At 65.3% G+C, this 26,817-nt stretch carries 26 protein-coding genes and 2 pseudogenes; 12 read left to right on the top strand and 16 right to left on the bottom strand.

Annotation, left to right across the window (positions count from 1 at the left end; all coding sequences use genetic code 11):
- Together JDV09_RS24100 and JDV09_RS24095 are read right to left on the bottom strand one after the other, a co-directional pair.
- Positions 1-238 (bottom strand): annotated as a pseudogene (locus tag JDV09_RS24100) (hypothetical protein); the annotation flags it as partial.
- Positions 239-397: 159 nt separating this feature from the next.
- Positions 398-646, bottom strand: a complete 249-nt coding sequence (locus JDV09_RS24095) for a DUF3297 family protein (protein WP_221371665.1) — start codon at positions 644-646, stop codon at positions 398-400.
- 225 nt (positions 647-871) lie between these two features.
- On the opposite strand from JDV09_RS24095, the gene JDV09_RS24090 reads away from it, so the two are divergent.
- From JDV09_RS24090 to JDV09_RS24070, 4 genes are all read left to right on the top strand, one after another.
- Positions 872-1,123 carry a FitA-like ribbon-helix-helix domain-containing protein gene (locus JDV09_RS24090; RefSeq protein ID WP_221371664.1) on the top strand — a complete coding sequence of 84 codons (252 nt, stop codon included), beginning with the start codon at positions 872-874 and terminating at the stop codon, positions 1,121-1,123.
- Positions 1,120-1,536: a type II toxin-antitoxin system VapC family toxin gene (locus JDV09_RS24085; RefSeq protein WP_221371663.1), complete on the top strand. Its 417-nt coding sequence runs from the start codon at positions 1,120-1,122 to the stop codon at positions 1,534-1,536. Before JDV09_RS24090 ends, JDV09_RS24085 begins: the two co-directional genes overlap by 4 nt.
- A gap of 562 nt (positions 1,537-2,098) precedes the next feature.
- Positions 2,099-2,533: a type II toxin-antitoxin system VapC family toxin gene (locus JDV09_RS24075; protein ID WP_221371662.1), complete on the top strand. Its 435-nt coding sequence runs from the start codon at positions 2,099-2,101 to the stop codon at positions 2,531-2,533.
- Between the two features lie 754 nt (positions 2,534-3,287).
- Positions 3,288-3,950 carry a maleylpyruvate isomerase family mycothiol-dependent enzyme gene (locus JDV09_RS24070; RefSeq protein ID WP_221371661.1) on the top strand — a complete coding sequence of 221 codons (663 nt, stop codon included), beginning with the start codon at positions 3,288-3,290 and terminating at the stop codon, positions 3,948-3,950.
- A 74-nt stretch (positions 3,951-4,024) separates the two neighbouring features.
- Here the strand turns inward: JDV09_RS24070 and JDV09_RS24065 are convergent, their stop codons facing one another.
- Positions 4,025-4,261, bottom strand: coding sequence for a cytochrome P450 (locus JDV09_RS24065; protein WP_221371668.1), 237 nt, complete (start codon positions 4,259-4,261; stop codon positions 4,025-4,027).
- Positions 4,262-4,433: 172 nt separating this feature from the next.
- Here JDV09_RS24065 and JDV09_RS24060 point away from each other — a divergent pair, with 172 nt between their 5' ends.
- From JDV09_RS24060 to JDV09_RS24050, 3 genes are all read left to right on the top strand, one after another.
- Positions 4,434-5,168 (top strand): zinc-binding dehydrogenase, encoded by a 735-nt coding sequence (locus tag JDV09_RS24060; RefSeq protein WP_308124222.1) that lies wholly within the window; start codon positions 4,434-4,436, stop codon positions 5,166-5,168.
- A gap of 70 nt (positions 5,169-5,238) precedes the next feature.
- Positions 5,239-6,603 (top strand): aldehyde dehydrogenase, encoded by a 1,365-nt coding sequence (locus tag JDV09_RS24055; RefSeq protein ID WP_221371667.1) that lies wholly within the window; start codon positions 5,239-5,241, stop codon positions 6,601-6,603.
- Between the two features lie 40 nt (positions 6,604-6,643).
- Complete coding sequence (locus JDV09_RS24050; protein WP_221371659.1) at positions 6,644-7,903, top strand: cytochrome P450; 1,260 nt, start codon at positions 6,644-6,646, stop codon at positions 7,901-7,903.
- Between the two features lie 231 nt (positions 7,904-8,134).
- Here JDV09_RS24050 and JDV09_RS24045 read toward each other — a convergent pair.
- Positions 8,135-8,515, bottom strand: a pseudogene (locus JDV09_RS24045) (nuclear transport factor 2 family protein); the annotation flags it as partial.
- 167 nt (positions 8,516-8,682) lie between these two features.
- On the opposite strand from JDV09_RS24045, the gene JDV09_RS24040 reads away from it, so the two are divergent.
- From JDV09_RS24040 to JDV09_RS24025, 4 genes are all read left to right on the top strand, one after another.
- Complete coding sequence (locus JDV09_RS24040; RefSeq protein ID WP_221371658.1) at positions 8,683-9,510, top strand: alpha/beta fold hydrolase; 828 nt, start codon at positions 8,683-8,685, stop codon at positions 9,508-9,510.
- Between the two features lie 131 nt (positions 9,511-9,641).
- On the top strand, positions 9,642-10,403 hold the full coding sequence (locus tag JDV09_RS24035) for an alpha/beta fold hydrolase (RefSeq protein ID WP_308124223.1): 762 nt from the start codon (positions 9,642-9,644) through the stop codon (positions 10,401-10,403).
- A complete protein-coding gene (locus JDV09_RS24030; RefSeq protein WP_221371656.1) occupies positions 10,400-12,019 on the top strand; it encodes an FAD-dependent monooxygenase in 1,620 nt (539 codons plus the stop codon). Before JDV09_RS24035 ends, JDV09_RS24030 begins: the two co-directional genes overlap by 4 nt.
- Before the next feature lie 38 nt (positions 12,020-12,057).
- Positions 12,058-13,353 carry an amidohydrolase family protein gene (locus JDV09_RS24025; RefSeq protein WP_221371655.1) on the top strand — a complete coding sequence of 432 codons (1,296 nt, stop codon included), beginning with the start codon at positions 12,058-12,060 and terminating at the stop codon, positions 13,351-13,353.
- Positions 13,354-13,606: 253 nt separating this feature from the next.
- Here JDV09_RS24025 and JDV09_RS24020 read toward each other — a convergent pair whose 3' ends face one another.
- Genes JDV09_RS24020 through JDV09_RS24005 form a run of 4 tightly spaced genes read right to left on the bottom strand, consistent with a single transcriptional unit; the run spans position 13,607 to position 16,875 of the window.
- Positions 13,607-14,803, bottom strand: a complete 1,197-nt coding sequence (locus JDV09_RS24020; RefSeq protein ID WP_221371654.1) for an acyl-CoA dehydrogenase family protein — start codon at positions 14,801-14,803, stop codon at positions 13,607-13,609.
- Between the two features lie 43 nt (positions 14,804-14,846).
- A complete protein-coding gene (locus JDV09_RS24015; RefSeq protein WP_221371653.1) occupies positions 14,847-15,710 on the bottom strand; it encodes a fumarylacetoacetate hydrolase family protein in 864 nt (287 codons plus the stop codon).
- Between the two features lie 46 nt (positions 15,711-15,756).
- Complete coding sequence (locus JDV09_RS24010; protein ID WP_221371652.1) at positions 15,757-16,266, bottom strand: flavin reductase family protein; 510 nt, start codon at positions 16,264-16,266, stop codon at positions 15,757-15,759.
- A 45-nt stretch (positions 16,267-16,311) separates the two neighbouring features.
- The gene (locus JDV09_RS24005) at positions 16,312-16,875 is read right to left on the bottom strand and encodes a VOC family protein (protein ID WP_221371651.1); all 564 of its coding nucleotides are present in this window, start codon (positions 16,873-16,875) and stop codon (positions 16,312-16,314) included.
- A gap of 244 nt (positions 16,876-17,119) precedes the next feature.
- Between JDV09_RS24005 and JDV09_RS24000 the strand changes: the two genes are divergently transcribed.
- A complete protein-coding gene (locus tag JDV09_RS24000; protein WP_221371650.1) occupies positions 17,120-17,884 on the top strand; it encodes a TetR/AcrR family transcriptional regulator in 765 nt (254 codons plus the stop codon).
- A 121-nt stretch (positions 17,885-18,005) separates the two neighbouring features.
- On the opposite strand, the gene JDV09_RS23995 is transcribed toward JDV09_RS24000, so the two are convergent.
- The 8 genes from JDV09_RS23995 to JDV09_RS23960 all read right to left on the bottom strand — a co-directional run bounded on the left by JDV09_RS23995 (position 18,006) and on the right by JDV09_RS23960 (position 26,597).
- Positions 18,006-18,368 carry a DoxX family protein gene (locus JDV09_RS23995; protein ID WP_221371649.1) on the bottom strand — a complete coding sequence of 121 codons (363 nt, stop codon included), beginning with the start codon at positions 18,366-18,368 and terminating at the stop codon, positions 18,006-18,008.
- 322 nt (positions 18,369-18,690) lie between these two features.
- On the bottom strand, positions 18,691-19,353 hold the full coding sequence (locus tag JDV09_RS23990) for a TetR/AcrR family transcriptional regulator (protein ID WP_221371648.1): 663 nt from the start codon (positions 19,351-19,353) through the stop codon (positions 18,691-18,693).
- Between the two features lie 143 nt (positions 19,354-19,496).
- The gene (locus tag JDV09_RS23985) at positions 19,497-19,694 is read right to left on the bottom strand and encodes a ferredoxin (protein WP_221371647.1); all 198 of its coding nucleotides are present in this window, start codon (positions 19,692-19,694) and stop codon (positions 19,497-19,499) included.
- 2 nt (positions 19,695-19,696) lie between these two features.
- Complete coding sequence (locus tag JDV09_RS23980; protein WP_221371646.1) at positions 19,697-20,893, bottom strand: cytochrome P450; 1,197 nt, start codon at positions 20,891-20,893, stop codon at positions 19,697-19,699.
- The gene (gene mhpA / locus JDV09_RS23975) at positions 20,893-22,470 is read right to left on the bottom strand and encodes a bifunctional 3-(3-hydroxy-phenyl)propionate/3-hydroxycinnamic acid hydroxylase MhpA (protein ID WP_221371645.1); all 1,578 of its coding nucleotides are present in this window, start codon (positions 22,468-22,470) and stop codon (positions 20,893-20,895) included. The genes JDV09_RS23980 and mhpA overlap by 1 nt, the downstream gene beginning before the upstream one ends.
- A gap of 190 nt (positions 22,471-22,660) precedes the next feature.
- The gene (locus tag JDV09_RS23970) at positions 22,661-24,565 is read right to left on the bottom strand and encodes an acyl-CoA synthetase (RefSeq protein WP_221371644.1); all 1,905 of its coding nucleotides are present in this window, start codon (positions 24,563-24,565) and stop codon (positions 22,661-22,663) included.
- On the bottom strand, positions 24,562-25,497 hold the full coding sequence (locus tag JDV09_RS23965; RefSeq protein ID WP_221371643.1) for a fumarylacetoacetate hydrolase family protein: 936 nt from the start codon (positions 25,495-25,497) through the stop codon (positions 24,562-24,564). The genes JDV09_RS23970 and JDV09_RS23965 overlap by 4 nt, the downstream gene beginning before the upstream one ends.
- Complete coding sequence (locus JDV09_RS23960; protein ID WP_221371666.1) at positions 25,494-26,597, bottom strand: VOC family protein; 1,104 nt, start codon at positions 26,595-26,597, stop codon at positions 25,494-25,496. The genes JDV09_RS23965 and JDV09_RS23960 overlap by 4 nt, the downstream gene beginning before the upstream one ends.
- Positions 26,598-26,817 lie beyond the last annotated feature (220 nt).

The following is a 26,817-nucleotide window of genomic DNA, read 5'->3' as shown; positions in this document are numbered from 1 at the left end:
TCGCCACGTCCTGGATCGTGTCCTCGTACCTGTGGCCGAGAGTCTCGACCCACATCTCCGGTTCCAGGAAGACGGCGTTGAGGGCCGTCGACCCGGCGGCGTAGGGGTAGATCTCACCCCAGACGTTCATGCCGCGCTCCCTCATCCGGGCCAGCAGCTCATGCACCAGGTTGTAGCCCGGATTGTTGAAGTGACAGGCCATGGCCGGAGCGCCCAGGGCCGCCGCATTTGCCAGCAATTCCTGCCACCAAGGCGGCGACGCGACCGTAGATTGGTGCGAGGGTAGGGCTGGAGTTCGACTTGGGTATATCGCGCGGCGATGTGCTGGGCAGCCGCAGGCCGACCGCCGGGGCCGCTTGACGGCCGCGCCAGAAATTCGGGGCATCCGCTATTTCACTCAGCGGAAATAGGGTTCAACCGTGCCGCTAAGCTTGATGACCATAGGATTTCCGCGGCGGTCCTTCGCGGTAGAGACTTCAACACGCACCCAACCCTCGGCCACGTTGTATTCGTGAACATTGGTTTTCTCAACGCCATTGAAGCGAATACCTACGTCGCGGCGGAGGACCTCTTCGCTATAGAACGCGCTGCGCGGATCGATGGAGAGGTGATTCGGTGGGACGTCGGTGTTCTGATCGTCGGACATGATGACCTTCGTTGAATACGTTAGGTGCTCAGATGGCTCCTCCAAGAATCTACTCGACCCTGTAGTACCGGCCTGCTGACTCCCCCTGTTGATGACCACGCCCCCGCCGCGGCGGCGTCGTCCGTCATCAGCGGCGGCAGCACACACGACGACTGCCGCCGCCGCCAGGCAGTTGAGCTGTTTGCTCGGAAGAATGGCCAACGATATCGTGATAGCATTCTGCTCGTGGCGCAGATTCTCATTCGTCAGCTGGAGGACGACACGAAGGCCAAATTGCAGCAGCTAGCCCGCCAACATGGTCGGAGCACCGAAGAGGAAGTGCGCGAGATCTTGCGGAACGCGGTCCGGAACGTCGATGACCGTCCGGGTCGGCTGGGGTCACGGATCGCTTCACGCTTCGAAGGTGTGGGCCTGTCGGAGGACATACCCGAATTGCGTGGAGAACCCTTGCAGCCGGCACGGTTTGACGAAGAATGATATTGCTCGACACCAACGTGCTGTCGGCGTTGATGCGGGAGAGGCCCGATCCCGTCGTGATCGAGTGGCTCGACAATCAGCCCGTTGAATCGATCTGGACCACATCGGTAACCGTCTTTGAAATACGAACGGGCATAGAACTTCTAGTGCCTAGCCGGAGTCGTAAGCAACTCGACAGGGCATTCACTCAACTCCTCGACGAGGACCTCGACGGGCGTGTGCAATCCTTCGACCGAACCGCGGCAGTTGCCGCGGGGACCATCGCCGCCAGCCGACAACAAGCCGGACACATGGTGGAGGTTCGAGATGTCCAGATCGCCGGGATCGCTGTATCACGGCGCGCAGCCTTGGCGACGCGCAGTACTCGCCAGTTCGCGGGTACCGGCGCTGAGATCGTCAACCCCTGGAAGTAACCGCCTCTGTCGGCAGCGTACGACCGGACCGACGCTGGATTCGACGCTGCGAACATTGGTCACCAACGCGAGGCAAATCGTCGTGGTCACGTCGTGAGACAACACGCATAGCCGCAGTTGAAGCGAACCCCGATTGGTCATGAGGCGTGAGAAGTCACAGCTGCGGCGCAGCACCACGCACGCCTCCTCCGCTGCTGCACAACACGCACTCGACACACACAACACCAACAACAACCGCACCACTGTCCAGGTTGGGTGGATCAGGCCGATATAGGCCTCCGCTGGTTCGGTGACCCTGGTGCGCACCTTCCGTGACGATGCCAGCTGAATGGTAGTGTCAGTGGTATGCGAACTTCCATAGATAAGGCAGGGCGATTGGTAATTCCTAAAACCCTCCGCGATCAGGCCGGTATCACGGCCGGAGACGTAGAGATCTCCCTCGATGGAGCCGCTATCCGCATCGAGAGCGTGACAGCCGACGAACTGGTCGAACAAGACGGCCTGCTACTGCTACCGGCCGGTGGGCCCGAACTGGATTCCGACGAGGTCAGGGAGCTGCGGCTTGCCGACCAAAGGTGAACACGTACTGGTTGATACCAGCGCGGCGCTCGCACTCGTACAGCGCGAGAACCCTTTTCACCGCGCGGCAATAGACAGACTCCTCGTCTGTCGGCGTGGCATGTCGGGGCACGCTGCGGTCGAACTGCTTTCTGTACTCACCCGACTGCCGTCGCCACATCGCCTCAGCCCGACCGCGGCATTACGTCTAGAAGACACGAACTTCCCGGAGTCCCGCTTCTTGTCGGCGACGGATACGAAACGCGTATTGAAGGAAATGGCCGAGGGCGGATTGGCCGGAGGCGCGCTCTACGACGGGCTCGTCGGTGCGACCGCACGCCAGCACAAGCTGTCACTCGTTACCTGCGACCGGCGGGCCGAACCGACGTATCGCCTGCTCGGCGTCGAGTATGAGCTGCTATCGCGGACACCGCGTTGACGACTTGATGCACGATCACCGCGCCGATTACAGTTGGTGGACAGGATTCCTCCAATGCCGGCGGTCCATCACGACGCAATGGATCTCTTTGAGCCTGAACAAATGACACGAATTTGAGACGAAACCACGATGACACGTCGTGAGACAACTCGTGTTACCGCAGGTCAAATGCCCACCAGATGACACGGAAGACGAGAACCCACAGTCGTCGTCGCCGCGTACGGGCGACAGCAGCGGACGACCATGTCTTCATCGAGGGCCATCGCCTCGACGGCCGGTCTGGCCTTCCGCAGGTAGGGGCTGGCCCGACATGGCCGGCGTTCGTCGAGCACGCAGAGACCGACCCTTCCGTTGCGCGCAACGGCACGTGCGTGCCGCGGCCAGCCATGGTCGACACGAGCAGGTCGTCGCCTTCAGTGGGCACGTAGTCGACGATCGACATGGATTGACGTGGTGCGCATACTCCACAAGCGGATGGATGTCGACCGACATCTCGACTGATAGTCATGAGACATGGACGTCAGGGGTTGGCCGTGCCGACCGAATGTCGTCTGACGAACTGACGGATGGACAAGATTCCTGCCCGGCCGAACTCACGCCACGGATGCGTCTCTGCAAGGGCTTTCGGATCGGCGTTTGCCTGCCGAGGGCCGGCGTGGTAGCCCGCTCCGAGCGGCGGCACGTTGCCGTGTCCAGTGTCGAAGTCACATGATGGGTGAACCAGTCAGCACAGGCATCAGGAAGAGTTGATCCCGTGGACAGTCTCGAGATGGCCACCGCCGAGCGAACAGAGCTGGCCGAGCTGCTGGCGACTCTGACGCCCGAGCAGTGGCAAACGCAGTCATTGTGTGAACGCTGGCGGGTGCGTGACGTGGTCGCTCATGTGATGAGCTTCGACGGCGTCAGCCTGCTCGGCATGTTTGGCCGTGTCATCCGCGGTCGGACCATCGACGCCAATCAGGTGTGGGTCGACGAACTCGCAGTGCTCAGCACCGAACAGCTCCTGGACCGGCTGCAGGCTCGGCTGCGACCGCAGGGGCTGGCCGCGACCTTCGGAGGCCGGCTCGCGCTGCTCGACGTCACCATCCATCACCAGGACATCCGCCGCCCGCTCGGTCTGCCGCGCCAGATCCCGGCCGAACGGCTTCGTTGTGTGCTGGGTGACAGCCTGCACACCCCTGAGCTGCCGGGGTGGCACCTCGCCCGCGGCGTACGCCTGAGGGCGACCGACCTGGACTGGAGTCATGGCAGGGGACCAGAGCTGACCGGACCGGCGGAAGCCGTGTTGATGGCGGTCTCGGGTCGGCACAGTGTCATCGGGGAGCTGGCCGGCCCCGGGCAGCAGGTGCTGGCCCGGCGGCTCGTCCGCCGACAACGCCGGACGCACGATCGCGCGCGGTCACGTCCGTGGCCGTAGCGATGGTGTGGCGACGTCTAGCTCGAGCTTGACTTGGTTCACGGAGTGGGGCTTCAGCCGCAGTGACGGTGCGGTCAGGCCTCGAGCGGCCGAATGGCGATCGGTAGCCCGTCGGTTGGTGTGGATCCGGTGCCCCAGGTCAGTTTCGGACGGTATCCCGACGGCACCCACCAGACGTGCCGGCGCAGCAATTGGTGCATGATCGCCTTGACGTTCATGTCGGCGAATTGTTGGCCGATGCATGTGTGCACGCCGCCGCCGAATGGAGCAAAGGCGTAGCGGTGAACCGGAGTTGAGTCGGCGCCGCCGATGAAGCGACCGGGACCGAAACGGTCCGGGGCGGACCGTGCCGTCGGCGACCATGTCGTGCCGTCTTTCGATTCGTGTTCGTGCTGTCAGAACTGCCGTGCCGGACATCCCGCATACTGTGCGACATTCTTCGAGCGCAACCTCAGCGGCGTAGGCGACGGCACACCCTCACCGGTGACCGACAAAGACGGCAACCCGATCTCCGCTCGGTGGTTCGGACAGTCGTCGTTTGCCACCCACGCCAACGTTGCCGCGCGCAACACCGTGGTGGTGGACCCCACCCTGCCGCTGGAGCAGCTGGGCCCACTGGGCTGCGGTGTCCAGACCGGTGCGGGCGCGGTGTTCAACTCGCTCAACGTCACTGTGGGACAATCGATCGTCGTCTACGGGGCGGGGGCGGTGGGGCTGAGCGCCGTCATGGCCGCCGCGGTCAGCGGAGCCACCACCGTGGTTGCGGTCGACCTGCACGAATCCCGGCTGCGACTGGCCGAAGAACTCGGCGCCACCCACACCGTCCACGGCGGCGACCTCGCCCAGGTGGCGGATGCCATCGCCGAGATCACCGGCGACGGAGGCCAGTACGCACTGGACACCACCGGTGCGCCTGCGGTGATCGGCACCGCGATCGCCGGCCTGCGCCCGACCGGGGTGTGCGGGCTGGTCGGCGCACGGCTCGGTGACCTCGTGCTGGATCCGATGGCGCTGGCAGTGGGTAAGACGGTCACCGGCATCCTCGAAGGCGATGCGCAACCGGCGCTGCTGATTCCGGCGCTCATCAGGCTGTGGCAACAAGGCCGCTTCCCCTTCGATTCGCTGATCAAGACCTACCCGTTGGAGGCGATCAACCAGGCCGAAGCCGACTCGCTGGCCGGATCCGTCATCAAACCTGTTCTTCTTCAACATAACTGAGCACCTGAGGGAGCACGCAGTGAACCACGATCAGCATTTCCACGCACTCTTCATCGGCGGGCAGTGGCGCATGCCGGACGCAGCGTCGGCACGGCAGCACGTGCACTCTCCGATCGATCACCGAGAGATCGGCAGCTATCCGGTGGCGACGCACACCGATGTCGACGCCGCGGTGCACGCGGCACGGACCGGGCTCGCCGATCCGCGCTGGGCAGCGCTCTCGGGTGCTGAACGAGCCGACCACCTCGAACGTTTTGCCGATGAAATCGAGAAGATCGGCGCGGAGCGCGCAGGACTGACGACCGCCCAGAACGGCATGCCGATCGCCGTCGCACAGTCCGCGGAAGGCGACGGCCCGGTCGGACTGCTGCGCTACTACGCCGCACTGGCCCGGGCCACCGAACCCGAGCAGCGCCGCCCCCGCCTGGACGGCAAGGGAGTCACGGTGGTCCGCCGCGAACCCGTGGGCGTCGTCACGATGATCGTGCCGTGGAACTTCCCGCAGGTACTGACCGCGTTCAAACTCGCTCCGGCCCTCGCTGCAGGCTGCACCGTGGTGCTCAAGCCTGCGCCGGAGACCACGCTGGACGCCTTCCTGCTCGCCGGCGCAGCCGAACGGGCCGGCCTGCCACCGGGCGTGCTCAACGTGATCACCGGCGGCGCCGACATCGGCGAACATCTCGTCACGCATCCCGGGATCGACAAGGTCGCCTTCACCGGTTCGACCGCAGCGGGACGGGCCATCGGCCGAACCTGCGGCGAACTGTTGCGTCCCGTCACCCTCGAACTCGGCGGCAAGTCGGCGGCGATCGTCCTCGACGACGCCGATGCGGTCGAGGTCGCGTCCGGTCTGGCGACTGCGTCGCTGCTGAACAACGGACAGACGTGCTATCTGTCCACGCGGGTGCTGGTGCCGCAACACCGCCACGACGAAATCTTCGATGCCCTGGCCGACTTGGTGTCGAGTCTGACCGTCGGTGACCCCTTCGACGTGGGCATCCACGTCGGGCCGGTGGTCAGCCGACGTCAACGCGACCGCATCCGCGGCTACATCGACACCGCAGTCGCCGACGGGCTTCCCGGCGTCGGTGCTGATCGCGCCCTCCCCGATCACGGATGGTTCGTTGCCCCATCGGTTTTCGGTCGGGTCGACAACACCTCGGAATTGGCCCGGGAGGAGATCTTCGGGCCGGTCCTGGCCGTCATCCCGTATCACGGTCTCGATCACGCCATCGCGCTGGCCAACGACTCCGAATACGGGCTCGGCGGGACGGTGTGGACCCGCGACGAGCAGGCGGGCCTGGAGGTAGCACGCCGTGTCCAGACCGGCAGCATCGGCGTCAACTTCTTCGACCTGGACGTCGGAGCGCCTTTCGGCGGTGTCAAGGCCAGCGGACTGGGGCGAGAACTCGGCCCCGAAGGCCTCGACGCCTAGGTCAACCTCAAATCCATCTACCTTCGCTAGGAGTAACCCGATGACCGCCGCGACAAGTACAACCCGGCCCTACGACACCCTCGACCTGTCTTCCCGCACGTTCTGGGCCCAGGACGCGGCCGGACGCGAACGCACCTTCGCCGAACTGCGCCGGGACCGGCCGGTGAGCTGGCACCGGCCCGTCGACGACGCACTGCTCACCGTGCCCGACGACCCGGGGTTCTGGGCGGTGACCCGGCATGCCGACATCGTCACCGTCAGCCGGAACAACGACGTGTTCGTCTCCGGACAGGGTGTCCTCTTCGAGAGCGCCCCCCCGGAGATGCTCGAAGCCTCGCAGTCCTTCCTGGCGATGGATCCCCCGCGGCACCACAAGATTCGCAAGCTGGTGTCGGCGGCCTTCACGCCCCGGCAGGTACGCCGGATCGAGGATCAGATCAAGACCAACGCCAAGAACATCGTTGGCGAACTCGCCGAGGCCGGCTCGGGCGCGGACTTCGTGGAGAACTGCGCCAAGCAGTTGCCCCTGCGCACGATCTCGGACATGGTGGGGATTCCCGACTCCGAACGCGACAACGTCGTGAGAGCCGCCGATGGCCTGGTCTCCTGGGCCGACCCGGTGTTTCTCAACGGCCGTCACCCACTGGAGACGCTGGCCGAGGGCCAGACCTATCTGCACGGGATCGCCAGCGAGCTCATCGCCGACCGGCGCAAGAACCCCGGCGACGACCTGCTGACCAGCTTGGTGCAGGCCGAGATCGACGGCGAACGGCTGTCGGACTTCGAGATCGGCGCGTTCTTCGTGCTCCTCGCCGTGGCGGGCAACGACACCACCCGCCAGACGACCAGCCACGCGATGAAGGCGTTGACCGACTATCCGGACCAGCGTGCCTATCTTGCCGAAGACTTCGACAACCGCATCGGCGTGGCGGTCGAGGAGTTCGTGCGTTGGGCCTCACCTGTGATGACCTTCCGCCGGACCGCGGTCGCCGAATACGAACTTGGAGGACAGCAGATCGTCCCCGGCGAGAAGGTCGTGATGTTCTACTCGTCGGGCAACTGGGACAGCGAGGTCTTCGACCGGCCCGATTTGTTCGATGTCAGCCGAGACCCCAACCCGCACCTCGGATTCGGTGGCGGAGGGGTGCACTTCTGCCTGGGCGCGCACGTCGCGAGGGCACAGCTGCGCGCCATGTTCGGCGAGTTGTTGCGTCAGCTGCCCGCCCTGGAAGTCGGCGACCCCGCCTACGTTCCCGGCAACTTCGTGCATGCCATCCGCATGATGCCCTGCTCGTTCTGAAAGCCGCTGCCTGCTGCGCTGTGGCCTTCGTTCCACCCATGGCGGACTTGTCGGTCGAAGACTAGAGCCGGGGGTGTGCAGCTGGCGGTGATTGGTTAGGGGACGTGCATAGGACGGATCGGTGTGGTCCCGTGCGGAGTGCCCGTTGGCGGCGATGTCGGCGACGTCGGCGAACGGGATCGCCATGGTGGGAAGCATTCCCGACCACTCGATCACGTTGGTGCGTAACGCAATCCGCCATTGACCTTCGCGACGTTCGAGCCGGTCGAAATAGCGGCCACCGGCCAGCCAGTTCGTTTCGTCGCGGTTGCGCGCCGCGAACAGGTAGTAGGTCTCCGAATGCGAGCAGTCTCCGTCGACCTCGCACGTGTGGTTGAGTAGCAGGTGCTGCGTGGCGACCTGGCCTTGATGGTGCATCGCATGGGCCCAGTCGTACAGATCGGCCGGGCCGCCGACGAACTCGCCTGCGGCGACGACGGCGTCGGGGTGGAACGCCGATAGGAACAGGTCGCGGTCGAAACGGTCGACCCCGCGGCTGAATCGGGCCAGGCAGTCGGCGATGTCCTGACGGTCGAGCAGCAGTTCCAGGCGCGCAGTCCGGTCAGCGTCCACTCTGGGCCTCCGCGATCGGCGCCAGCGATCACGCCGATCGAGGTCTCCGGTGAACTCAAGGCCCTGATGCGCCGGCTCAAGCTCGGGCAGCTGCTCGACATAGCCCGTGACAAGCGCTTGGCTGCAGGTTTGACACCCGGCCGCTTAACGGCAACACTGTACCCATTATGTTCGAGGGAATTACTTCGGAGTCGCACTTCGAGACCGTCGGCGACCTGCGCGTGCACTACCGACGCGCCGGGCGCGGCCCGACACTGCTGCTGCTTCATGGCAGCACGTCGTCGCTGGAACACTTCGATGGGGCCGCAGCGATTCTGCAGAACGACTTCGACGTCGTTCGCCTCGATCTGCCGGGCTTTGGGTTGACCGGCGCTCGCCCGGATCGCGATTATCGGATCCGCACCTACGCCGATACCGTCGCGGGGTTCATGGCACAGCTGGGCATCAGCCGTTGGGCCGTGGCCGGGAACTCCTTGGGTGGCAACGTCGCCTGGAATCTCGCGTTGGATTATTCCGACCGTGTGCGTGCGCTGGTGCTGGTCAATGCAACCGGTTATCCGGAGAAGGCGCTGCCGCTCGGGATGCGGCTGGCGCGCAACCCGCTCGCGGGTCGGTTGATGCGGACATGGATGCCGCGGCGGATGGTCGAAGGTGGTCTGCGCCAGGCGGTGGGCGCGCAGTCCACAATCGTGACCGCCGCGATGGTGGATCGAGTGCACCGGCTGTGGAACCATGACGCAAACCGTGCGGCGTTCGTCGACTTCGTCAACACCGATCAGCCCGACCGCACAGCTGATCTGTGCCGCATCCAAGCGCCGACCTTGGTCTTGCGGAGTGCCGAATTGGATGGACAGCACTTCGCCCGCGATATCCCCGGGGCTCGCGAGGCGATTCATCCACATACCGGGCATCTGCTTCCCGAGGAGGACCCGGGCTGGTTCGCCGAACAGATCAGCCTGTTCCTGCACGAGCTGCCGCAGGACGATCGGCGGTGAAGTATTTCACGGCGGCCGGTGAGGAGCGCCGGCTCGACCCCGGGACGCGAGCCGCACTTCGGGGCAGTTTCATCGAACTCAGCGACGGTGTTACGCACTACGAACTGCGCGGTCCAGAAGATGGCGCGTTGGTGGTGCTGGTGCCCGGCCTGACCATCCCGTTGTTCTACTGGGATAGGTTTGCGGAGCAACTGCATGCGCGTGGTCTGCGCACACTGGCGTTCAGCGCCTACGGACGGGGCTACTCCGATCGACTAGCCGCCGACTACAACGAGGCACTGTTCAGGCGCCAGCTGTATGACCTGGTCACCGCGCTCGACCTGCCGCCCGATCAGCACATCGTGGGTACCTCCATGGGAGCACTCATCGCATTGGGCCACGTCGCCGAGCACCCCGATTCCTCCTCGACGCTGACAGTGGTGGGTCCTGCTGGGATCGGGGCGAGCAACGCCCGTCAGCAGCGGTTGCTGCGCAGCGATCGGCGAGCCACCTTTGCGGCCAGGCGATTCGGCCGTCGCATGCTGCTCGGGCATCTGGGGCACAACGTCGCCGACCCCGCATTGGCGGCGCCGCTGACGGCGATGATTGCCGATGCCTATCGTTTCGAAGGCTCGATGTACGGGTTCTTCTCGACGCTGCAGAACTTCCCGCTGTCAGGTCGCGAGGCGTTGTTCCGTCGTGTGGCTGAGCTTGACGTCCCGACGCTGCTGCTCTGGGGCAGCGCCGATCGGGTCACGCCTATCACCGGCCTTGGCACTGTCCGTAACCTGCTGCATCCCGATGAGGTCCACATCCTGGACTGCGGCCACATGGCGCCCTACGAACGCCCCGCCGAGGTCGCCGCACACGTCACCACATTTCTTAGCGCCCATCCTGATCGGAGCACTCGATGACCAACCCGAATCCTGATGTCCTCATCGTCGGCGCCGGCCCGGTCGGCACCGCGCTGGCCATCGACCTGACCCGCCGCGGAGTGCCCGTGCGCATCATCGACAAGGCCGAGCACGGCTTTACCGGGTCACGCGCCAAGGGCGTGCAACCCCGTACCCTGGAGGTGTTCGACGACCTCGGCGTACTCGACGACATCCATCGCGGCGGGTCGCCCTACCCGAGCATGGGTATCCACCTGGGACCGTTCACCGTACCACTGCGCCTGTTGCGCAGCCCCCACGTCGGGGATGCGACTGTGCCGCACCCCCGACCCTGGCTCATCCCCCAGTTCCGTACGGACCGCGCTCTGCACGACCGACTCCACGCGCTCGGTGTGGACGTCGACTACCACCACGAACTGTCGGAACTCACCGAAACAAGCGACGCCGTGCACGCCACGATCAACACGCCGGAAGGCACCGAGGTGATCACCGCCCGGTACGTGGTGGGCGCCGACGGCGGCGCCAGTGTGGTACGCAACCAGGCCGGCATCGGCTTCACGGGGTCTACCGACGAGGCCGACCGCATACTCATCGTCGACGCCGACGTCACCGGCCACCTGTCCCGCAAGCGCTGGCATGTCTGGCCGCGACGAGGCGGCATGGTCGGGGCGTGCCCGCTGCCGCACAGCACCCAGTTCCAGTGGATGATCAAGCTGGCCCCCCACGACGAGCCACCAGTCGGCGAGGATGAGATCACCGCGTGCATCCGCGCCCGCACCGGCAACAAGCACCTAGCGGTACACCACATCAGTTGGACCTCGGTGTTTCGCCCCAACATCCGATTGGCCCAAACCTACCGACGGGGACGGGTCTTCCTGGCTGGCGACGCCGCCCACGTCCACACCCCCGCCGGCGGCCAGGGCCTCAACACCGGCGTACAAGACGCCTACAACCTGGGCTGGAAACTCGGCCAGGTCCTCGCCGGCGCCCCACCCGGACTCCTCGACACCTACGAAACCGAACGCCGACCCATCGCCGCGGCGGTCTTGGGCCTCTCGACGAAGAAGTACACCGGAATGGCCAAGTTGTCCCCTTCGAGCTTTACCCGCGGCAAGGACGAACAACAGATCACGCTGAACTACCGCGGCGGCCCCTTAACGCCCGGCACCGCCCAGCACACCACCACACTGCACGTCGGTGACCGCGCCCCGGACGCCACCCTGCACGACAGCGACGGGTCGCCCGTGCGACTGTTCGGCCTTTACCGCGGCCCGCACTTCACCGCGCTCGCTGCCGGTCCGCACGCAGCACAAGAGCTTGGCAAGCTGGCCTGGCCAGACGGCGGTGCGCGACTGCACCGCGTCACGGTCAACGCCCCCGACGACAGTCCCGACGTGCGCAGCTTGAACGACGCGGCCGGGACCTTCCGCAAGGCCTACGGAATCAACGCCGACGCACTGCTGATCATCCGGCCCGACGGCTACATCGCCAGCATCGCCACCCACGACATCCTCGCCGCCACCACAGCAGCCGTCACCGCGCTGGCACCGCCGATCGAGCGTGCTGACACTAATGACGAGGCGCGTACATTCACCTCGCAATTGCCAACCAAGAGGACGCGGGGAGGTCGGCAGTGAGCAGTCGGGTGTTGCTGCGCGGGGGCGTCGTTCTGAGCATGGATCCGGACATCGGCGACTTCGATACCGGCGACGTCCTCGTGGAGGATGGCCAAATAGTGCAGTTGGGCCGGGATTTGGGAACCGACGCCGAGGTGCGCGACTGCACCGGAAAGATCGTGCTGCCGGGCTTTGTGAACTCCCATCACCACATGTTCCAGACCGCCCTGCGCGGGTACTGGTCCGACGCGCTGGCCGTCGACTACTTTCAGCAGTCCCGGTTTGGGCCAAATGCGCTCTTTCACCAGTACACCCCGGAGGACGTGTATTGGGGCCAGTTCGGCGGCGCCTTGGAGAACCTGGCCGCCGGCACGACGACCGTCGTCGACACCTCGCAATGCTCCTACACTCCCGAACACACCGACGCCGCGCTCGAAGCCATCAGGCGGTCGGGGCTGCGGTGCGTGTTCAGCTTCTCGCCGGCGTTCGGAGACCATGTGCCGCCGCCGTCCTATGCCCACCCCCACGACATCCATCGTCTGGTCGATCTACCCGACGCGGTCGGCGGCGGATTGGTTCGCCTGGCATTGGGCTACCACGTCGACGAGGAACTGTTCCGGCTGGCGCGCGACCTCGGCTTGCCCGTTTTCGCCCATGTCAACGACATGAACTTTGGCCGGGCGCTCGAGACACTGGACGAACAGGGGTTGCTCGGACCGTGGGCCACCTACATCCATTGCCTAGGCTTGGAGGAATCCACCTGGAAGGCCATCAAACGGACCGGCGGAAAGGTGTCGATCTCAGGCGTCGCCGAGCAGTCACTCGGCATGGGGCGGCCGACCCTGCAGGCTGCTCTCGACCATCAGATCCCGGTCAGCCTGGGCACCGACGCCGTGTCCATCGCGGCACCCGACTTCTTCTCTCAGATGCGGGCGATCTACCTGCTGCAGCGAGGCGGCCTGCCGCACGCCGCGACCGCAGGAGCCGGCGAACCGGTGCCGCCCCTGCTGACCCGTGACATCCTCGAAATGGCCACGATCGGTGGGGCACAGGCTGCCCACGTCGATCATCTGGTTGGCTCGCTGACCCCGGGTAAGCGAGCAGACATCATCGTCTTGAACACGCGGGCCCTTAATGCGGGACCGGTCAATCACGCGCCGGGCGCAGTCGTCACGATGATGGACACCGGCAACGTAGAGGCCGTGATGGTCGACGGCCGTCTCGTGAAGGACAACGGCCGGCTGCTCGGCGTCGATGTTGACGAGGTGCTCGACCGACTGGCGGGCTCGGCCGCCGATCTGGCGGCCCGTGCCGGCGTTTCCGACATCTTGTTGACGTCCTGTCGGGAGCGCTAGACAACCGGGTGTGTCTGCACGTGCACGAATCTCGACGAGTTGTCGTGACTAAGGGATGTCGAGAACTCGGCCAGGGGGCGACGCGGTTTCGTCTGGGCGGGGATCTCCGCGCCGCGGCCGAGTCCGAGTTTGCCGCGCACGGGTTCCCGGCGGCCTCAACGCCAAGCGACGCGGCACACGATGATGTCGGCGTGCCACACCAAGATGCGCTGAGTGTCAACCGTGCTGGGTTGCGGTCAACGCACTGCGTGCGTCAGATGATGACGGTGATGTGCTCGTCGATGCCGAGCAATGCCTTGCCGTAGGTTTCCATTGAGACCTGGGGCAGCACAACGGCGTGACGTGCAGCGATGTTGGAGTCACGCCAGATGCGTTGCAGCGCATTGACTTCAGCGAAGCTTCCAGCTCCGTTGGCGTTGAGCAGGGTGTTGATAGCTTCGTTGATGCTGCGCAGCGCGACCGCAGCATCGCCACGAACGCGGGCGCGGGCGGCGATGTCGGGGAACTCGCCGGCCTCGGCGTAGCGAGCGATGTCCTCGGCGGCGCGGTAGGCGTGCAGGTGCGCGGTGTCAACCTTGACTGCCGCCTCAGCCACGAGGAGTTGGAAGGCCACCGAGTCGCGGTTCTGCTCGAAGGTGGTGTAGGCCAGCGACTTCGTCGCGCCCTTGCGGATCACCAGATCCAGCGCGGCTCGACCTAGGCCTAGCTGGGGCCCGACGAGGACCATGACCAGCATCGGACCGATTGCGGACCGATACAAGGGTGCGTCGGGGTGATCGGCGAGGTACTGGCCGGTGAGGGTGGGGAGCATCGACATGTATCGGTGTTCGGGCACGAAGACGTCTTCGACGACGATGGTGTTGCTGCCCGAGGATCGCATACCCGCTACGTACCAGGTGTCTTCGACGCGGAAGTCGGACTTGGGGATGTTGACCATACCCTGGTCGAGGATCTGATCGTCGTCGTCCACGAGGTAAACCCCGCCGGCGGCCCATTCTGCGTGCAGGCTGGCCGAGGAGTATGCCCAGCTGCCGCTGACTTGGTAACCGCCGGGCACCTTGCGGGCCCTGCCGGATGGCGCGATGACGCCGGCGAGAATGGTGTCGGGGCCCCCGGCCCAGACTTCGTCTTGAGTCTTGGTGTTGGCCAAGCCAGTTGCCCAGGCGTTGATGTTGGACAAGGTGGTGACCCAAGAGGGACCGCCGTCGGACTCGGCGATGGCCGCGGATACGTCGAGCAAGGTGCGCAGGTCGGTTTCCAGTCCGCCGTAGCGGCGGGGCACGGCTAGGCGGAAGGCCCCAGCGTTCTTGAGCGCGGCGAGGGTTTCTTCCGAGACCCGGCGCTCGGCCTCAGAACTCGCGGCGTTGCGCTGTAGCAGCGGCGCCAGTTCGCGGACGCGGGCCAGGACGTCCTCGGCGGTGGTCACGTCGGTGTGTTCGACGGTGGTCATCTCGGTTCCTTTGGATCGGTGGGAGTCTGTGGGAGACGCGGAATCAACTCGGTGATGTGGGTTGGGTGGACACGATCGGATTGTTCATTTCGCCGATGCCTTCGACGCGGCTGGTCAGTGTCTGACCGGGCGTCAGCCAGCGTTGGGGGTTCATGGCGGCTCCGATGCCCGAGGGGGTGCCGGTGAAGATCACGTCACCGGGCAGCATGGGCAAGACCGCGGACACCCGCGCGATGAGCTGTGGGACGGAGAAGATCATGTCCTTGGTGCTGGCCTTCTGCATTTGCTCACCATCGAGGGTGCAGGTGATGGTGAGGTCGTCGGGATCGGACAGTTCGTCGGGGGTGACGACCCACGGTCCGATCGGTCCGAAGCCTGGACGAGACTTGCCGAGGTCGAACTGCTGGGGTTGCGGCCCGCGGAATTGCAGGAGCCGGTCTGAGATGTCCTGACCGACGGTCAGTCCGGCGACGTGGGCCCAGGCCTGGTCGGCGGGGACGTGCTCGGCACGCCGCCCGATCACCACGACGAGTTCGACCTCCCAATCCGTCCAAGACCCGGGCTCAACGGCTACGTCTGCCATGGGGCCGGTCAAGCACGTGGGGAACTTGGTGAAGACGACCGGCTCCTCGGGGATGGCCAGGCCGGCTTCGAGGGCATGTTCGCGGTAGTTCAGCCCTACGGCCAGGACTTGTGGCGGACGAGGGACGGGTGGGCCAAGGGCGCTGACGTCCACCGGGAGAGTGGCCTTGAAGTCGGCGCCGCGCGCCCAGGCCTGGAACTCGTCCCAGCGGCTGTAGATCGCCTGCGGGTCAGCCGAGAAGCGTCCGTTGCTTGCTGACTCGACGTCGACCCCGCCCTCGGAGGTCAGGACGAGCAGACGACCCTTGTGGTTGGCGATGCGCATGGATGTGTCCTCGCAGTTGGTGGGGAGGCCCGGGCGGTTTTTGGGATTAGGCGCTGAGTCGGTGGTAGCGCGATTGGCAGAAGACCAGCGGGGTGGCGGTCGTGTCGTCGGCGTAGAGGGCTTCGATTTTCAGCAGCACGATGGTGTGGTCACCGGCGGTGATCTCGTCGTAGATGGAGCAGTCCAGCCAGGCGCTGGCTTCCGGAAGAAGCACCGCGCCGTCTGCGGTGGTGCTGACGCTCACCCCGGCGAAGCGGTCCCGGGGTGAGGAGAACTGCCGGCACAGGTCTTGATGTCCGTCGCCGAGGACACTGACGCCCAGGCGGGGCGCTTCACGTAGCTGTGACCAGCTGCGTGAGGTGTCCATCACGCAGACTGAGGCCAGAGGAGGCTGCAGCGAGACGGAGGCGAAGGAGCTGACCAGCGTCCCGACCGGTTGACCGGAGATCTCGGCACACACCGCGACGACTCCGCTGGGAAAGCGGCCGAAGACTCGCCGTAGCTGGGTGCCGTCGGACGCCGCGCACAGTGGGGGTGCGGGTGGGTTGACGATCACGAGGTGCTCCTTCGGGTTGCGGGTGGTGCGCGGGAACCGTGGGGATCAAGTCAGGATCAGCTCGGCGACGTTGAGCTGCGGCGTCGCCTTGGCCCAGTCGCGGGTGATGAGTTGCTCGGGGGGAGTGCCCTCGGCCAGGGCTTTGGCCATCTGGTCGGGATCGAAGCTCGGTCCGATGAAGTCGAGGTTGTACTCCTCGCCTTCCATATAGGCGGTCGCCTCATCCGGGGTGCTGAAGTTGTCGATCTGTAGCTCGACCATGTTGCCGTCCGGATCGCGGTAGTACAGCGAGGTCGTTACGCCGTGCTGTACCGGTGCGCGCGGTGTGATCCCCACCTCCTTCAAATCGCGGTATTTCTCCATCAACGCTGCGAGTGTGTCGAAGGTGTAGGCCGAGTGTGCCAAGCCGACGGTGATCGGGGTGCGTTCGGACAGACCCGGGATCTGCAGGATGGCGACGCGGTGATGCTCGTCGTCGAAGGTCATGAACACGCTGGCTTCGCCTTGGTACACGATGCGGGCGTCGAGGACCTTGGCGTACCAGTCTCTGAGCCGCGGCATATCGGTGGTTTGCAGCACGATGTGAGCCAGTTTCTTGGGGGCGGCCATAGCGCTCCTCGTCGAGTCGTGGCGCGGCCCACTCCCGGGGACATCCGCGCGGTCGCTTACGTGACCCAGCCCACGCTATCGGCTTGATTGACTCTGTGTCAATGAATATCAGTCACTTTGCGGGGCGGGATTGGCGCGCGCGGTGAGGCGATCCGACCGGGCGGCCATGGCGCAGGTGGCGACATGCCCGACGGTCGAGCGCCATGCAAGTTGATTCAGGATCAATGAACGGAGGTCACGTATAGTGAAGGGCTCTCAGCCTGGGCGGACCGACTGCCGCGCGATCATCTGGAAGGGCGCGATGCCGAATCAGCGAAGTGGTACGACGCGCGCCGCGCAGGCTGCCGAGACACGTCAGCGGCTCATCGACACTGCCATCGATTTGTTTTCCGACCGCCACTACGACGAGGTAGCCGTCACCGACATCGCCAAGGGCGCCGGAGTCGCCCACGGGCTGTTGTTTCATTACTTTGGCAACAAGCGGGGCATCTATCTGGCCGCGATGCGTGAGGCCGCTACCCAGCTGGACGCGGCATTCCTCATTGACCCCACGCTGGCGCCCGCTGAGCAGATGCGCCACGCGTTCGCCATGCACTTGCAGTACTTGGCGGACCATCGCGGCTTGGCGTTGAGGCGCGTATTGGGCAGTGGCGGGGCCGATCCCGAAGCATGGGAGGTCTTTCAGTCCGCGCGATCGCGGGCACTCGACAGTGCCGCGGCCGTCTTGGGCATCGATCCGAGCAATCCGGCGTGGACCATGATGGGGCGTGCTGCGGTCGCGGCGATCGACGAGGCGGCCTTGTACTGGTTGAACGATAGCGGGCAATTCGACAAGGCCACCATGGTCGAGTGTTTCGTGAGCATCGTTATTTCTGCACTCAGGGGTGCGCATGCGCTGGATGCCGACTTGAACGTCGATGCTGCGATCGAAGCGCTCACCAGAGGTGAGGGCCCTCGCGTGCGTCGCTCCACCCAACGAGAGAACGCTGGGGCGAACGGGCACCCCTAGGGCGATGGCGAGGTGCAGCCCAGCCATACCGAGCCGGCTCCGATCGCAGTCATGAGCCTTGTTCCTACGCAGTTCGTTTCGACCCCGCCGAGGTGTTAGGCCCGGAGGCCAGTGGTCCCGGCTAGTGCACCGGCGCTGCGGTCACCCACACGGCCAGGTATGCCACCGATGCGGCCAGGAATATCAAGGCGGGGGCGTAGTCGCGAGCGGTGTCTCCGGCGCGGCGATGAAAAATCACCGCGCCGATAAGCAACAGGGTCATGCCGGTTGCCGCCATAGCACCGACGGGCCGCCAGAAGATGCCCAACACCACTCCGGCGGCCGCGGCCAGTTCGAGAACGCCGATGAGGCGGTAGCGAGACCACGGCACATTGAAGTGCTGCGCGGCGGCCCTCATCGGAGCAGTGCCTCCAAGTATCAACGATGCCGGAACCAGGCACAGGACTGCGTAGACAAGCGATACGGCAAGATAGGTCGTCTCCATGTACGGCGTTGTCCTCCAATGGATTCGGTGAGCACCTCAAGAGGCACCGGGAATAGTTTGTGCCGCTTGGCGCCAGCCCGTTCCTCGATGCGACTCCGCCCACAGCGGCCTGCTGACGATATCGTCACACACGACCCATTCATCAGTCAAGTCCTGGTGAATGCGCTGCGCGGGGTAGCTGGCGTGGGCGGTGTGGAGTATGACCCGCTGGACGCACTCGAAACCCTGAGCAAAACAACAGGACTCGCCACCTGACCAGACTCATCCGAGTCGGCCAGCGCCAGCCTGACTCAAATATTCCGGCTTCGCCAGATCAACCGTGCTAGGCAGCGGACCCCGCGTCCGAGTACGAGGCGAGGTCGGGAAGCGGCTGCGACGTGAGGCGCTCAGCCTGCGCGGCATCCACGCCGAACAACTGCAAAATGTCGCGTGTGACGTCGTCGGCAGCTTGGGCATCGTCGCGGTCGGTCTGTTCCTGCAGCAGTTGCCCCAGCCCCAGCAGCGCACCGCCGGCGATTGCGAGAGCGATGTCGGGATCGTGCACCTGGAAGCGGCCGGCCTCTGATGCAGCGATGATGTCTCGTTTGGCGCGGGGGGCAAGCCCGCGGTCGGAGGACAGCAGCGACAGCCCGATCGACAGCATGATGCGACTTTCCTGCGACTGACGTCTGAAGAGTCGGCCACACAACCGGTAACGGCAGGCGAACCTCTCCGCCGGATCGGTCAGCGATTCGGTGAGGCGATCCAGTAGCTCGCCGTGGGAGTCCAGGACGTCGGCGACCGCGGCTGCGAACAACTCCTCCTTGGAATCGAAGTGGTTGTAGAACGAGCCCATCCCGATGTCGGCGGCCTGGGTGATCTCCAAGATCGGAGCATTCAGCTTGCCCGCGGCAATGAATGCCTGGGCCGCTCGTAGCAGCGCCGTCCGGGTGCGCTGTTTCCGTCTCTCCAGCCGGTTCGTCGGTTCGGTCTGCCCGTCTGTCACTGCCCACACCTCCGTTTCGGAAGACAGTCTAATCGATGACAGTCAGTGATGATCCTTTCGTCAGGTCCATACATGACGGGCATTGCGCTCTCATGTGACCTCCTGCTCCGACTGATTACATCCGTACTGCGCTGAGGCGCCGATCAGGGTGCTTCGCTCAGTGCGACGACGGGACACGCGTCGATGGCCGCATGAACAGCGCCTTCCATGCCGGCGGGGACGTCGTGACCCTCGAACAGGTAGTTCAGGTCTCCGTCGTCGGTGAGGGAGAAGGCTTCGGCCGCCTGCACGACGCACATTCCGTGCCCTTCGCAGCGGTCGTAGTCCACGTGAACCTTCATGATCATTCCTTTCCGGCGGGAATCAATTCGAGCGGTAGTCGCTCGAAGCAGTGAATGATGTTGTTGAGCCCCCAGGTGGGGGGTGCGGTGCAACGGATGGTGTCGACTTGTTTGGCCAGAGCGGTCAGGATCGCCTGGGTTTCCATCCGGGCGAGACCCTGGCCGGCACAGGTATGCGCGCCGATTCCGAAGCCGAGTTGCCCGGTGGCGTCTCGGTGCACGTCGAAGGTGTCGGGATCGGTCCACTGCAGTTCGTCGCGGTTGGCCGAGGCGTACATCACCAGCACCCTGGCGCCCTTCGGAATGGTGGTCCCGGCGATGTCGACGTCACGAGTGGTTCTGCGGGAGAACGCGCGCAGCGGGGATTCGATGCGGACCACTTCGTTGACTGCGTTCGGGATCAGGCTGGGATCGTTTCGGATGGCCTGCCACTGATCGGGGTGGGTGGCGAATAGGTGCAGCCCACTAGCGATGGCACTGATCGTGGTGTCCAGCGAGGGGGCCAGATAGTCGACCATCAGCGGGGGGACTTCGGACCTCTTCAGGGTGCCGTTGTCGACGGCAGCCAGCACGTCATGGCCCATGCTGCGGTCGAGCGCGGAGCGCTCACGCACCACTTGTCGTGCGAACCGCAGCATCTGCAGGCTTGCGGGGAAGGCTCGTATGCTGCGCTTGTTGGCCGGACCGAGGAAGTCGAACGTTGCTCCTGCCCATGTGAGGAGATGGTCGCGGCCCTCGCGTGGCCATCCCACGAAGTCGGGAACGATTGCGAGGGGCAGGGCACTGGCGAGATCGCTGACACCGTCCACCGTGCGCTTGGCCACCGCGGCGGCCACGACCTGCTCGGCTTGATTGGTGACCGCGTCGGACATGGCACGCAGCGCTTTTGGCGTCAGGCGGTGAGCGACCAGTTTGCGCCGCTTGTCGTGGTCTTCGCCGTCGCTGTTGAGGGTGGTGCCACGAGATAGACGATTGGTAACGGCGTTGAGGGCTACTCCGTGGCCGGAGACGAAGGTTGTGTCGTCGCGCAGCGCGGCCTTGCATTCGGCGTAGCGGGGCAGCGCGTAGACCCGCTGCCTGGTCAGCCAGACGACCGGGCCCAGTTCCCGCAGCCGCGCGTAGTGCGGGTAGGGGTCCAGGATGGCCTTGGTGGAATAGATGTCGGGTCGGTAGGCCGGAACCTTCCGTCGGTTGAGCATCAGCGACTCCCTTCGGGCTTGGCGGTCTCGGCGGGGTGGTTGGGCAGAAGCGGTGGGGTGAACGTGGGCATGCGTTTGCACAGTGCCGATACGCTGCCCCCGGCGCTCATCACGGTCATGTCGGGGCGAACGATGGCCCCGGCGGCGTGGCCCCGGCGAAGCCACCTTTCGAGTTCGCTGCCCGGGTGGGCCTGGACGACGACGGCTCCTCGACGGTTCAACACCGTATGGTCTTGAGTCGACACCGGTGCCCTGGTCACCAAGGCAAAACGGTTCCCCGTCAGGTCGTTGAGTCGGACCTGCGTTCCGACAACGGCATTGGGACTCAGCGTGCCCGCCAACCGGCCGCGGGTGTGGCCCTTGACCACGAACCCCGAACGTCGGAGGGGTGGGGTTCGGCTGGCCGCGATCCGGGCCCGTAGCCCGGGTATCAGCCTTAGCCTTGGCACCACCGTCCGCCGAACGACGTCGCCGATGCTTCCGCCGCCGGTCATCGCCCACCCGATGCCGACGGCGAGCCGAATGAGACTGCGAGCATGGGGTTTTCGTTCCTGCTGGTAGGAGTCGAGCACAGCGGGGGACAGGGTGCCCGCCAACGCGCCCGCGATCTTCCAGGTGAGGTTCATCGCGTCCCGAACACCGGCCCCCATGCCTTGTCCGATGAATGGTGGGGTGAGGTGGGCGGCGTCGCCGAGGATGAAGGCGTTGCCTTTGCGCCACTGGGTGGCCAGTTGCGCGCGAAACGTGTACTCGGTGACCCGGACCAACTGGAGGTGATCGACGGCTGTGTCCGCAACCCATGGTGCGATGAGCGGCATCAGCCGTTCGATCGTATCGAAGTCGGCGACCGCCTCACCGTCCAGCAGCTGAAATTCCCAACGGTGCCGGGTAACGCCGATACGCATGTACGTGGCGGCGCGGGTCGAGTCGCAGACCTGATGCACCCCCTCCCAATGCCCCAAATCGGCGTCGGTGTCAACGTCGATCACCAGCCAGCGTTGCTCAAATCCCAGGTCCTCCATTTCGGCGCCGATAGCCGAGCGGACGAGACTGTTGGCTCCATCGCACCCGAGCACGAAGTGCGCGCTCACTGCGTGCGTGGTCCCGGTGTTTCGATCGGCGAACAACACTCGCGTCGGCCCGGACTCGGCGGGTTGAATGTCGGTCACCTCGACGTTGCCTCGGAACGCGACGAGAGGATGGCGGTTCATCCGTTCCCGCAGGATGGATTCCAGTTCTGGTTGGTCAAACATGTTGGCCTGCGGGAACCCCTGGTTACTGGGTGCGCTGTCACGCTGAAATTCGGCCAGCACGTTCAACCGCTTGTCGAGCAGGCGCAGGCCCCGGGCCGGTCGTGAGATGGCGGCGAAGGCCTCGGATACCCCCAGCCGGTCCAGGATCCGGTAGACCTCGTCATCGAGATGGACTGCCCGCGGTTGGGGGTAAACGTCGTCCCAGCGGTCCAGGACCAGGCACTGCACGCCGTATTGCGCGAGCAGGATGGCAGCCGTCACCCCGGTCGGGCCCGCGCCGACGATGACGACGGGGACAAAGAGTAGGTTCGAAGGGAGCGCCATCGAGCAGTCCTGTGGTCAGCCGAACCGGGGGGTGGGCCCAATTGCGGGGTTTATACCGATGCCGCGATCGGCCGCGATGAGCAGCAACGGATCCGGCTTTGGTGCGTCGACGGGGACCTCGCGACAGTGGAAGCGCCTCAGCAGCGGTCCCGACGCGCTGGCTCTCGGCGACTTTGTGAGCGTCAGGTCGTCATTCATGGTGTTGCGCGATCCGCCAGGTGGTGGTGAATTGGTCAAGCGCCGCGGCAGTGGACTCGTGGTCGGCAGACGGTTCGACCGTGACCGTCACTACCGGCGCACCGCCATCCGCCTCGGCGGTGACCTCGACGATGCCGGAAAGTCCCGCGAGTGCGTCCCGCGCCGCGAGGCGGGCCGCGTCGGCGCGCAGTGGCAGTTTGTATGGTTTTCCGACTGCGGTCAGCGGTAGGTCCGCCACGATCGTGACCAATCGTGGCGCCGCTGCACGTTCGGGCACCCTGCTGGTGGCCCACGCGCGTAGGTCCTCGGCGGACACGGCGTCCGGAGACGTCAGCGTGACGTAGGCGACGGGAACTTCCCCGGCGTGGACGTCGGGGCGCCCCACGGCGGCGGCGCCGGTGACCGCGGGATGGGTCCGCAGGGCGTCCTCGATCGTGGCGGGATCGATGTTGTGGCCACCCCGGATGATGAGATCTTTGGCGCGGCCGGCCAGATGAACGAATCCCTGCGAATCCACCTTCGCCAAGTCGCCGGTGTCCAACCAGCCGTCGTTGAGCGCACCCCGGCCGTCGAGAACGAACCCTTCACCGTCTCGACCCACCACATAGCCCGGGAACACGCATGGTCCCGAGATGACGAGGTGCCCGACCGCGCCGGGCGGGAGATCATGCCAGCTGCCGTCGTCGTCGACGTGGACGGCCTTGACACGCTGGTAGGGCAGACGTTGACCGACCGCGCCTTCGCGTTGGTGGTCGGTGAAGCTGCGCACGCTGGCGCAGGTGGCCTCGGTCAGCCCGTAGCCTTCGAGCAGCTGCAATCCGGTGTGGGCGGTGAACTTGCTGCGGACCGACCGCGGCAGCGCCGACGCACCCACCATCGGCACCCGCAAGCTGGAGACGTCGGCGTCGACGGGGCACTCGGCAAGCACCGAGTAGACGGTCGGGACCGCGCTCATCGCGCTGATTCGGTAGCGCTCGACGATCTTCCAGAAGTTTCCATACAGCGCAGGATCGCGGTAGCCCAGTGGGCCGGCCCACACCACGGTTTGCCCGTGGAACAGCGGGGCCAGCAGTGTCACCACGAGCGCGTTGACGTGGAACAGCGGCAACGCGGCGAAGATCACCGAGTCCTCGTTGAGCGTGGTGTTGGCGGCGATCATCCAGGCGTCGGCGACCTCGTTCGCGTGCGTGTGGGCGGCGAGTTTCGGTGTGCCGGTGGTCCCTCCGGTGTGGAAGAGCGCAGCGATATCCGCGGCCGCCGGCGGCTCTGCGGTGAATGACCCTCCGTCGAAGTCCGCGGCAAGCTCGCCCAGGAGCCCGACGGTAAGCCCGTCGATTCCCAGTGGATCGGGGGTGGCGACGGTGCCCCCGGTCGGCGCCAGCAGCAGCACGGTGTCGACGATCCCGGCCTCAGCGAGGTGCTGGGCGGTCTCCCACGACGCCGGGTCGAGCTCCCGGCTGGCAGCGATCAGGACGCGGGCCCCCGATCGGCGCAGCAGCTCGCTGATGTGCTCGATGGACAGCGCACCGTTGATGGGGACGGCGACACCGGCAAGTTGCGCTGCCAGGGTGGCGGTGACGAGTTCGGCGCAGTTGGGCGCGATCAGCGCGACGGGGCTGTGCCGGACTACGCCGAGGTGGCGAAGCAGGTTTGCGGTCTGGTGTACGTCGGTGATCAGCTCGGCGAAGGTGGCGGTCACCGGGTCTTGCCAGCGGTCGGCTGTTGAAAGCACTTGCAGCGCAGTTCGATCCGGCCACATCGTCGCGGCGCGGCGCAGAAGCGCGTAGGTGGAGTCGGGCAGTCCACGCTGCTGTAGCGGTATCGTCTCGATGTCGGCCAGGTCATCGGGTCCGGCGTAGGTCGGCCACAGCCTGGCCTCGGAGTGCGGTCGGCTCACGCGTCTCTGACCACGGTGCGTTGCCGGCCCAGGTCGAGTGCGCCGTCGTCGGTGGCTATCGCGAGTTCGACGACGTCACCGTCGGCCAGATACTTCGGGTTCTGGGCCTGCCTCTTGAAGAAGATCTTCCACTTCAGCTCCGGCGGAAGTAGATCGGCGATCATCTGAACGGGCTTGGGTGGTGCGCTCAACGCCGTCCCCACGGGAGTTCCGGTCATCACCAGGTCGCCGGCGCTCAGGTGCTGGAATCGTGCCAGTGCCTGCAGAGCCTGCAGCGGGGGGTAGATCATGTCGGCGACGGTCATGTCCTGCCGGATTTCGCCGTTGACCCACAGTTGCAGGCGAAGATCGGAGAAGCGGCGCAGCTCCTCAGCGTCCAGCAACACGAGCCGTGGCCCGACCGGAGTGAACGTGGGGTACGACTTGCCTTCGAAGAACTGCGTTTTCGACAACTGGACGTCGCGTGCGGAGACATCATTGGTGACGACCAACCCCGCGACGTAGTCGGCCAGGTTGGTTTGGGTGAGCGACGATCCAACTGGCATGTCGCGACCGATCACCAGGCCGATCTCCACTTCGTAGTCCAGGAGGGTGACGTGGCTGGGCTTGACGATGTCGTCGAAAGGTCCGCCGATCGAGCCTGAGGTCTTGCGAAAGAAGGTCAGGGGCACCGTCTTGGGGTTCATGCCGGCGTCGACGACGTGGGAGACGAAGTTCGTCATCTGAGCTACGACTCGGCAGGGTGTCGTGATCGGCGACAGGAGTTCGAGCCCGTCGGCGGACACGGTCTCGGAGTTGGTCACCGCAGTCGCGATGGCGGCTCGGTCGGCAAGCAGTTCGCCGGTGGTTTGTGCGGTGGTGTCGATCTTGGCGGCGCCCGACGGGGTGAGCACCCACCAGGATTCGGCAGTCTTCACGACGGACACGCTCATGTTGTGGCAACTTTCAGTAGGCCGCGCAGGCGGGTGAGGTCAAACTCGTTGTCATCGCGGAGGGCACCGACGATGGCTTTCAGATCGTCGAGGGTCTCGCGCCGCAGTGCGGTTCCGAGGAAGTCCTTGGTCGGCGGTGGTCCCCATTGCACGAGGCCGGAAGCGCTCATTGGCGCCCACCCGGGCTCGAGGGTGTTATCGAACATGTCACCGTCGCTGAAGTGTTCGACCAGGAAGCCATCGGTGTCGCGCCAGTAGTCGAAGAGCTGGCTGCCCAGGATGTGGCGGCCGATGCCCCACGAGCGCCGGTAACCGCGGTTTTTGAGGTATTCACCGCCTGCGGCCAGTGCGTCGAGGTCGCACACTTGGTAGGCCGAGTGCACGTACCGGTTGCGCGGTCCCAGGGTCATCGCCAAGGTGTGGTGATCGGCGGGCGTCTGCCCGCGGTCACAGCGAATGAAGCTCATCACCGGGCCACGCTCGCGCTGCCCTGCGTAATACATGAAGTCGCTGACGATCAGCCCGAGGTGATCGAGATACCAGTCCAGTGCCTCCTGGTATCGGTTGGTTTCCAGCACCACGTGGCCAAGTCGCTCGACCGTGGCTGGCTGGTGTGGTGGGCGTTGCGTTGCGTTCGTACGGTGAAGCTCGGCGCCGAAGTTGAAGTCATGTGGGGTCTGGGAGGGCAGAGCAGCGAGCTGGTGCATACCCGAGGCCACCCGAACCGGTAGCCCGGTGGGATCTCTCAGTTCCACTGCGATTCCGCCGAGGGCATCCGGCAGCGGCCGGGGGCGGGTTGACGTCGCCTTCGCCAGTTTGGCGACGTCCGCCGCGTCCTGGGCGGTGAACGTGACGCCAACGAACCTCGATCGGTTGGCCCGGCGGATGATGACGCACGGCGCGCCGACACCCGCGCCGCGCAGGTGCAGTTCGGTGGGAGTCTGCAGTGCTATGCCGAAGCCGAAGTCGTGGGCGAAGGTTGCCGCCTGCATCAGGTCGGGCTTTTCGAATTCGAGCCATGCCAGGTCATGAACCTTGATGACGGGGTTTTTGGAGCGGCCCGGATGTTCGCCGGGTAGCGCACCCTGTTCGAAATGCATGTCGCTGTGGGCATCCGATTGTGGTGTGCTCACGCGCACCTCCTCCGCTGATGGTGACGAAATCGTCACATACGAGACAATGATCAGTCAAGTCTCCTGAGGAAAAGTTCATTTCTGAGGAAGAAGGCAGGTTTACGGTGCGGGGCGAGCTGGCGATGGCGCTCGCTATTGCCGGCGGCGCATTGATGGGCCTCGGGGACCAGCGCAGACACGCTGAACA

Source organism: Mycolicibacterium xanthum (assembly GCF_019710635.1).
Taxonomy (GTDB): domain Bacteria; phylum Actinomycetota; class Actinomycetes; order Mycobacteriales; family Mycobacteriaceae; genus Mycobacterium; species Mycobacterium xanthum.
Note: the sequence above shows the minus strand (reverse complement) of the source record. Positions and strands in the feature narration are given on the sequence as shown.

Bases quoted from the DNA above. Each gene is read 5' to 3' on its own strand.
- JDV09_RS24095 (WP_221371665.1), bottom strand. From the start codon at position 646: ATGTCCGACGATCAGAACACCGACGTCCCACCGAATCACCTCTCCATC.
- JDV09_RS24085 (WP_221371663.1), top strand. From the start codon at position 1,120: ATGATATTGCTCGACACCAACGTGCTGTCGGCGTTGATGCGGGAGAGG.
- JDV09_RS24055 (WP_221371667.1), top strand. From the start codon at position 5,239: ATGCCGGACGCAGCGTCGGCACGGCAGCACGTGCACTCTCCGATCGAT.
- JDV09_RS24050 (WP_221371659.1), top strand. From the start codon at position 6,644: ATGACCGCCGCGACAAGTACAACCCGGCCCTACGACACCCTCGACCTG.
- JDV09_RS24040 (WP_221371658.1), top strand. From the start codon at position 8,683: ATGTTCGAGGGAATTACTTCGGAGTCGCACTTCGAGACCGTCGGCGAC.
- JDV09_RS24030 (WP_221371656.1), top strand. From the start codon at position 10,400: ATGACCAACCCGAATCCTGATGTCCTCATCGTCGGCGCCGGCCCGGTC.
- JDV09_RS24025 (WP_221371655.1), top strand. From the start codon at position 12,058: ATGGATCCGGACATCGGCGACTTCGATACCGGCGACGTCCTCGTGGAG.
- JDV09_RS24020 (WP_221371654.1), bottom strand. From the start codon at position 14,803: ATGACCACCGTCGAACACACCGACGTGACCACCGCCGAGGACGTCCTG.
- JDV09_RS24015 (WP_221371653.1), bottom strand. From the start codon at position 15,710: ATGCGCATCGCCAACCACAAGGGTCGTCTGCTCGTCCTGACCTCCGAG.
- JDV09_RS24005 (WP_221371651.1), bottom strand. From the start codon at position 16,875: ATGGCCGCCCCCAAGAAACTGGCTCACATCGTGCTGCAAACCACCGAT.
- JDV09_RS23995 (WP_221371649.1), bottom strand. From the start codon at position 18,368: ATGGAGACGACCTATCTTGCCGTATCGCTTGTCTACGCAGTCCTGTGC.
- JDV09_RS23985 (WP_221371647.1), bottom strand. From the start codon at position 19,694: ATGAAGGTTCACGTGGACTACGACCGCTGCGAAGGGCACGGAATGTGC.
- JDV09_RS23980 (WP_221371646.1), bottom strand. From the start codon at position 20,893: ATGCTCAACCGACGGAAGGTTCCGGCCTACCGACCCGACATCTATTCC.
- mhpA (WP_221371645.1), bottom strand. From the start codon at position 22,470: ATGGCGCTCCCTTCGAACCTACTCTTTGTCCCCGTCGTCATCGTCGGC.
- JDV09_RS23965 (WP_221371643.1), bottom strand. From the start codon at position 25,497: ATGAGCGTGTCCGTCGTGAAGACTGCCGAATCCTGGTGGGTGCTCACC.
- JDV09_RS23960 (WP_221371666.1), bottom strand. From the start codon at position 26,597: ATGCATTTCGAACAGGGTGCGCTACCCGGCGAACATCCGGGCCGCTCC.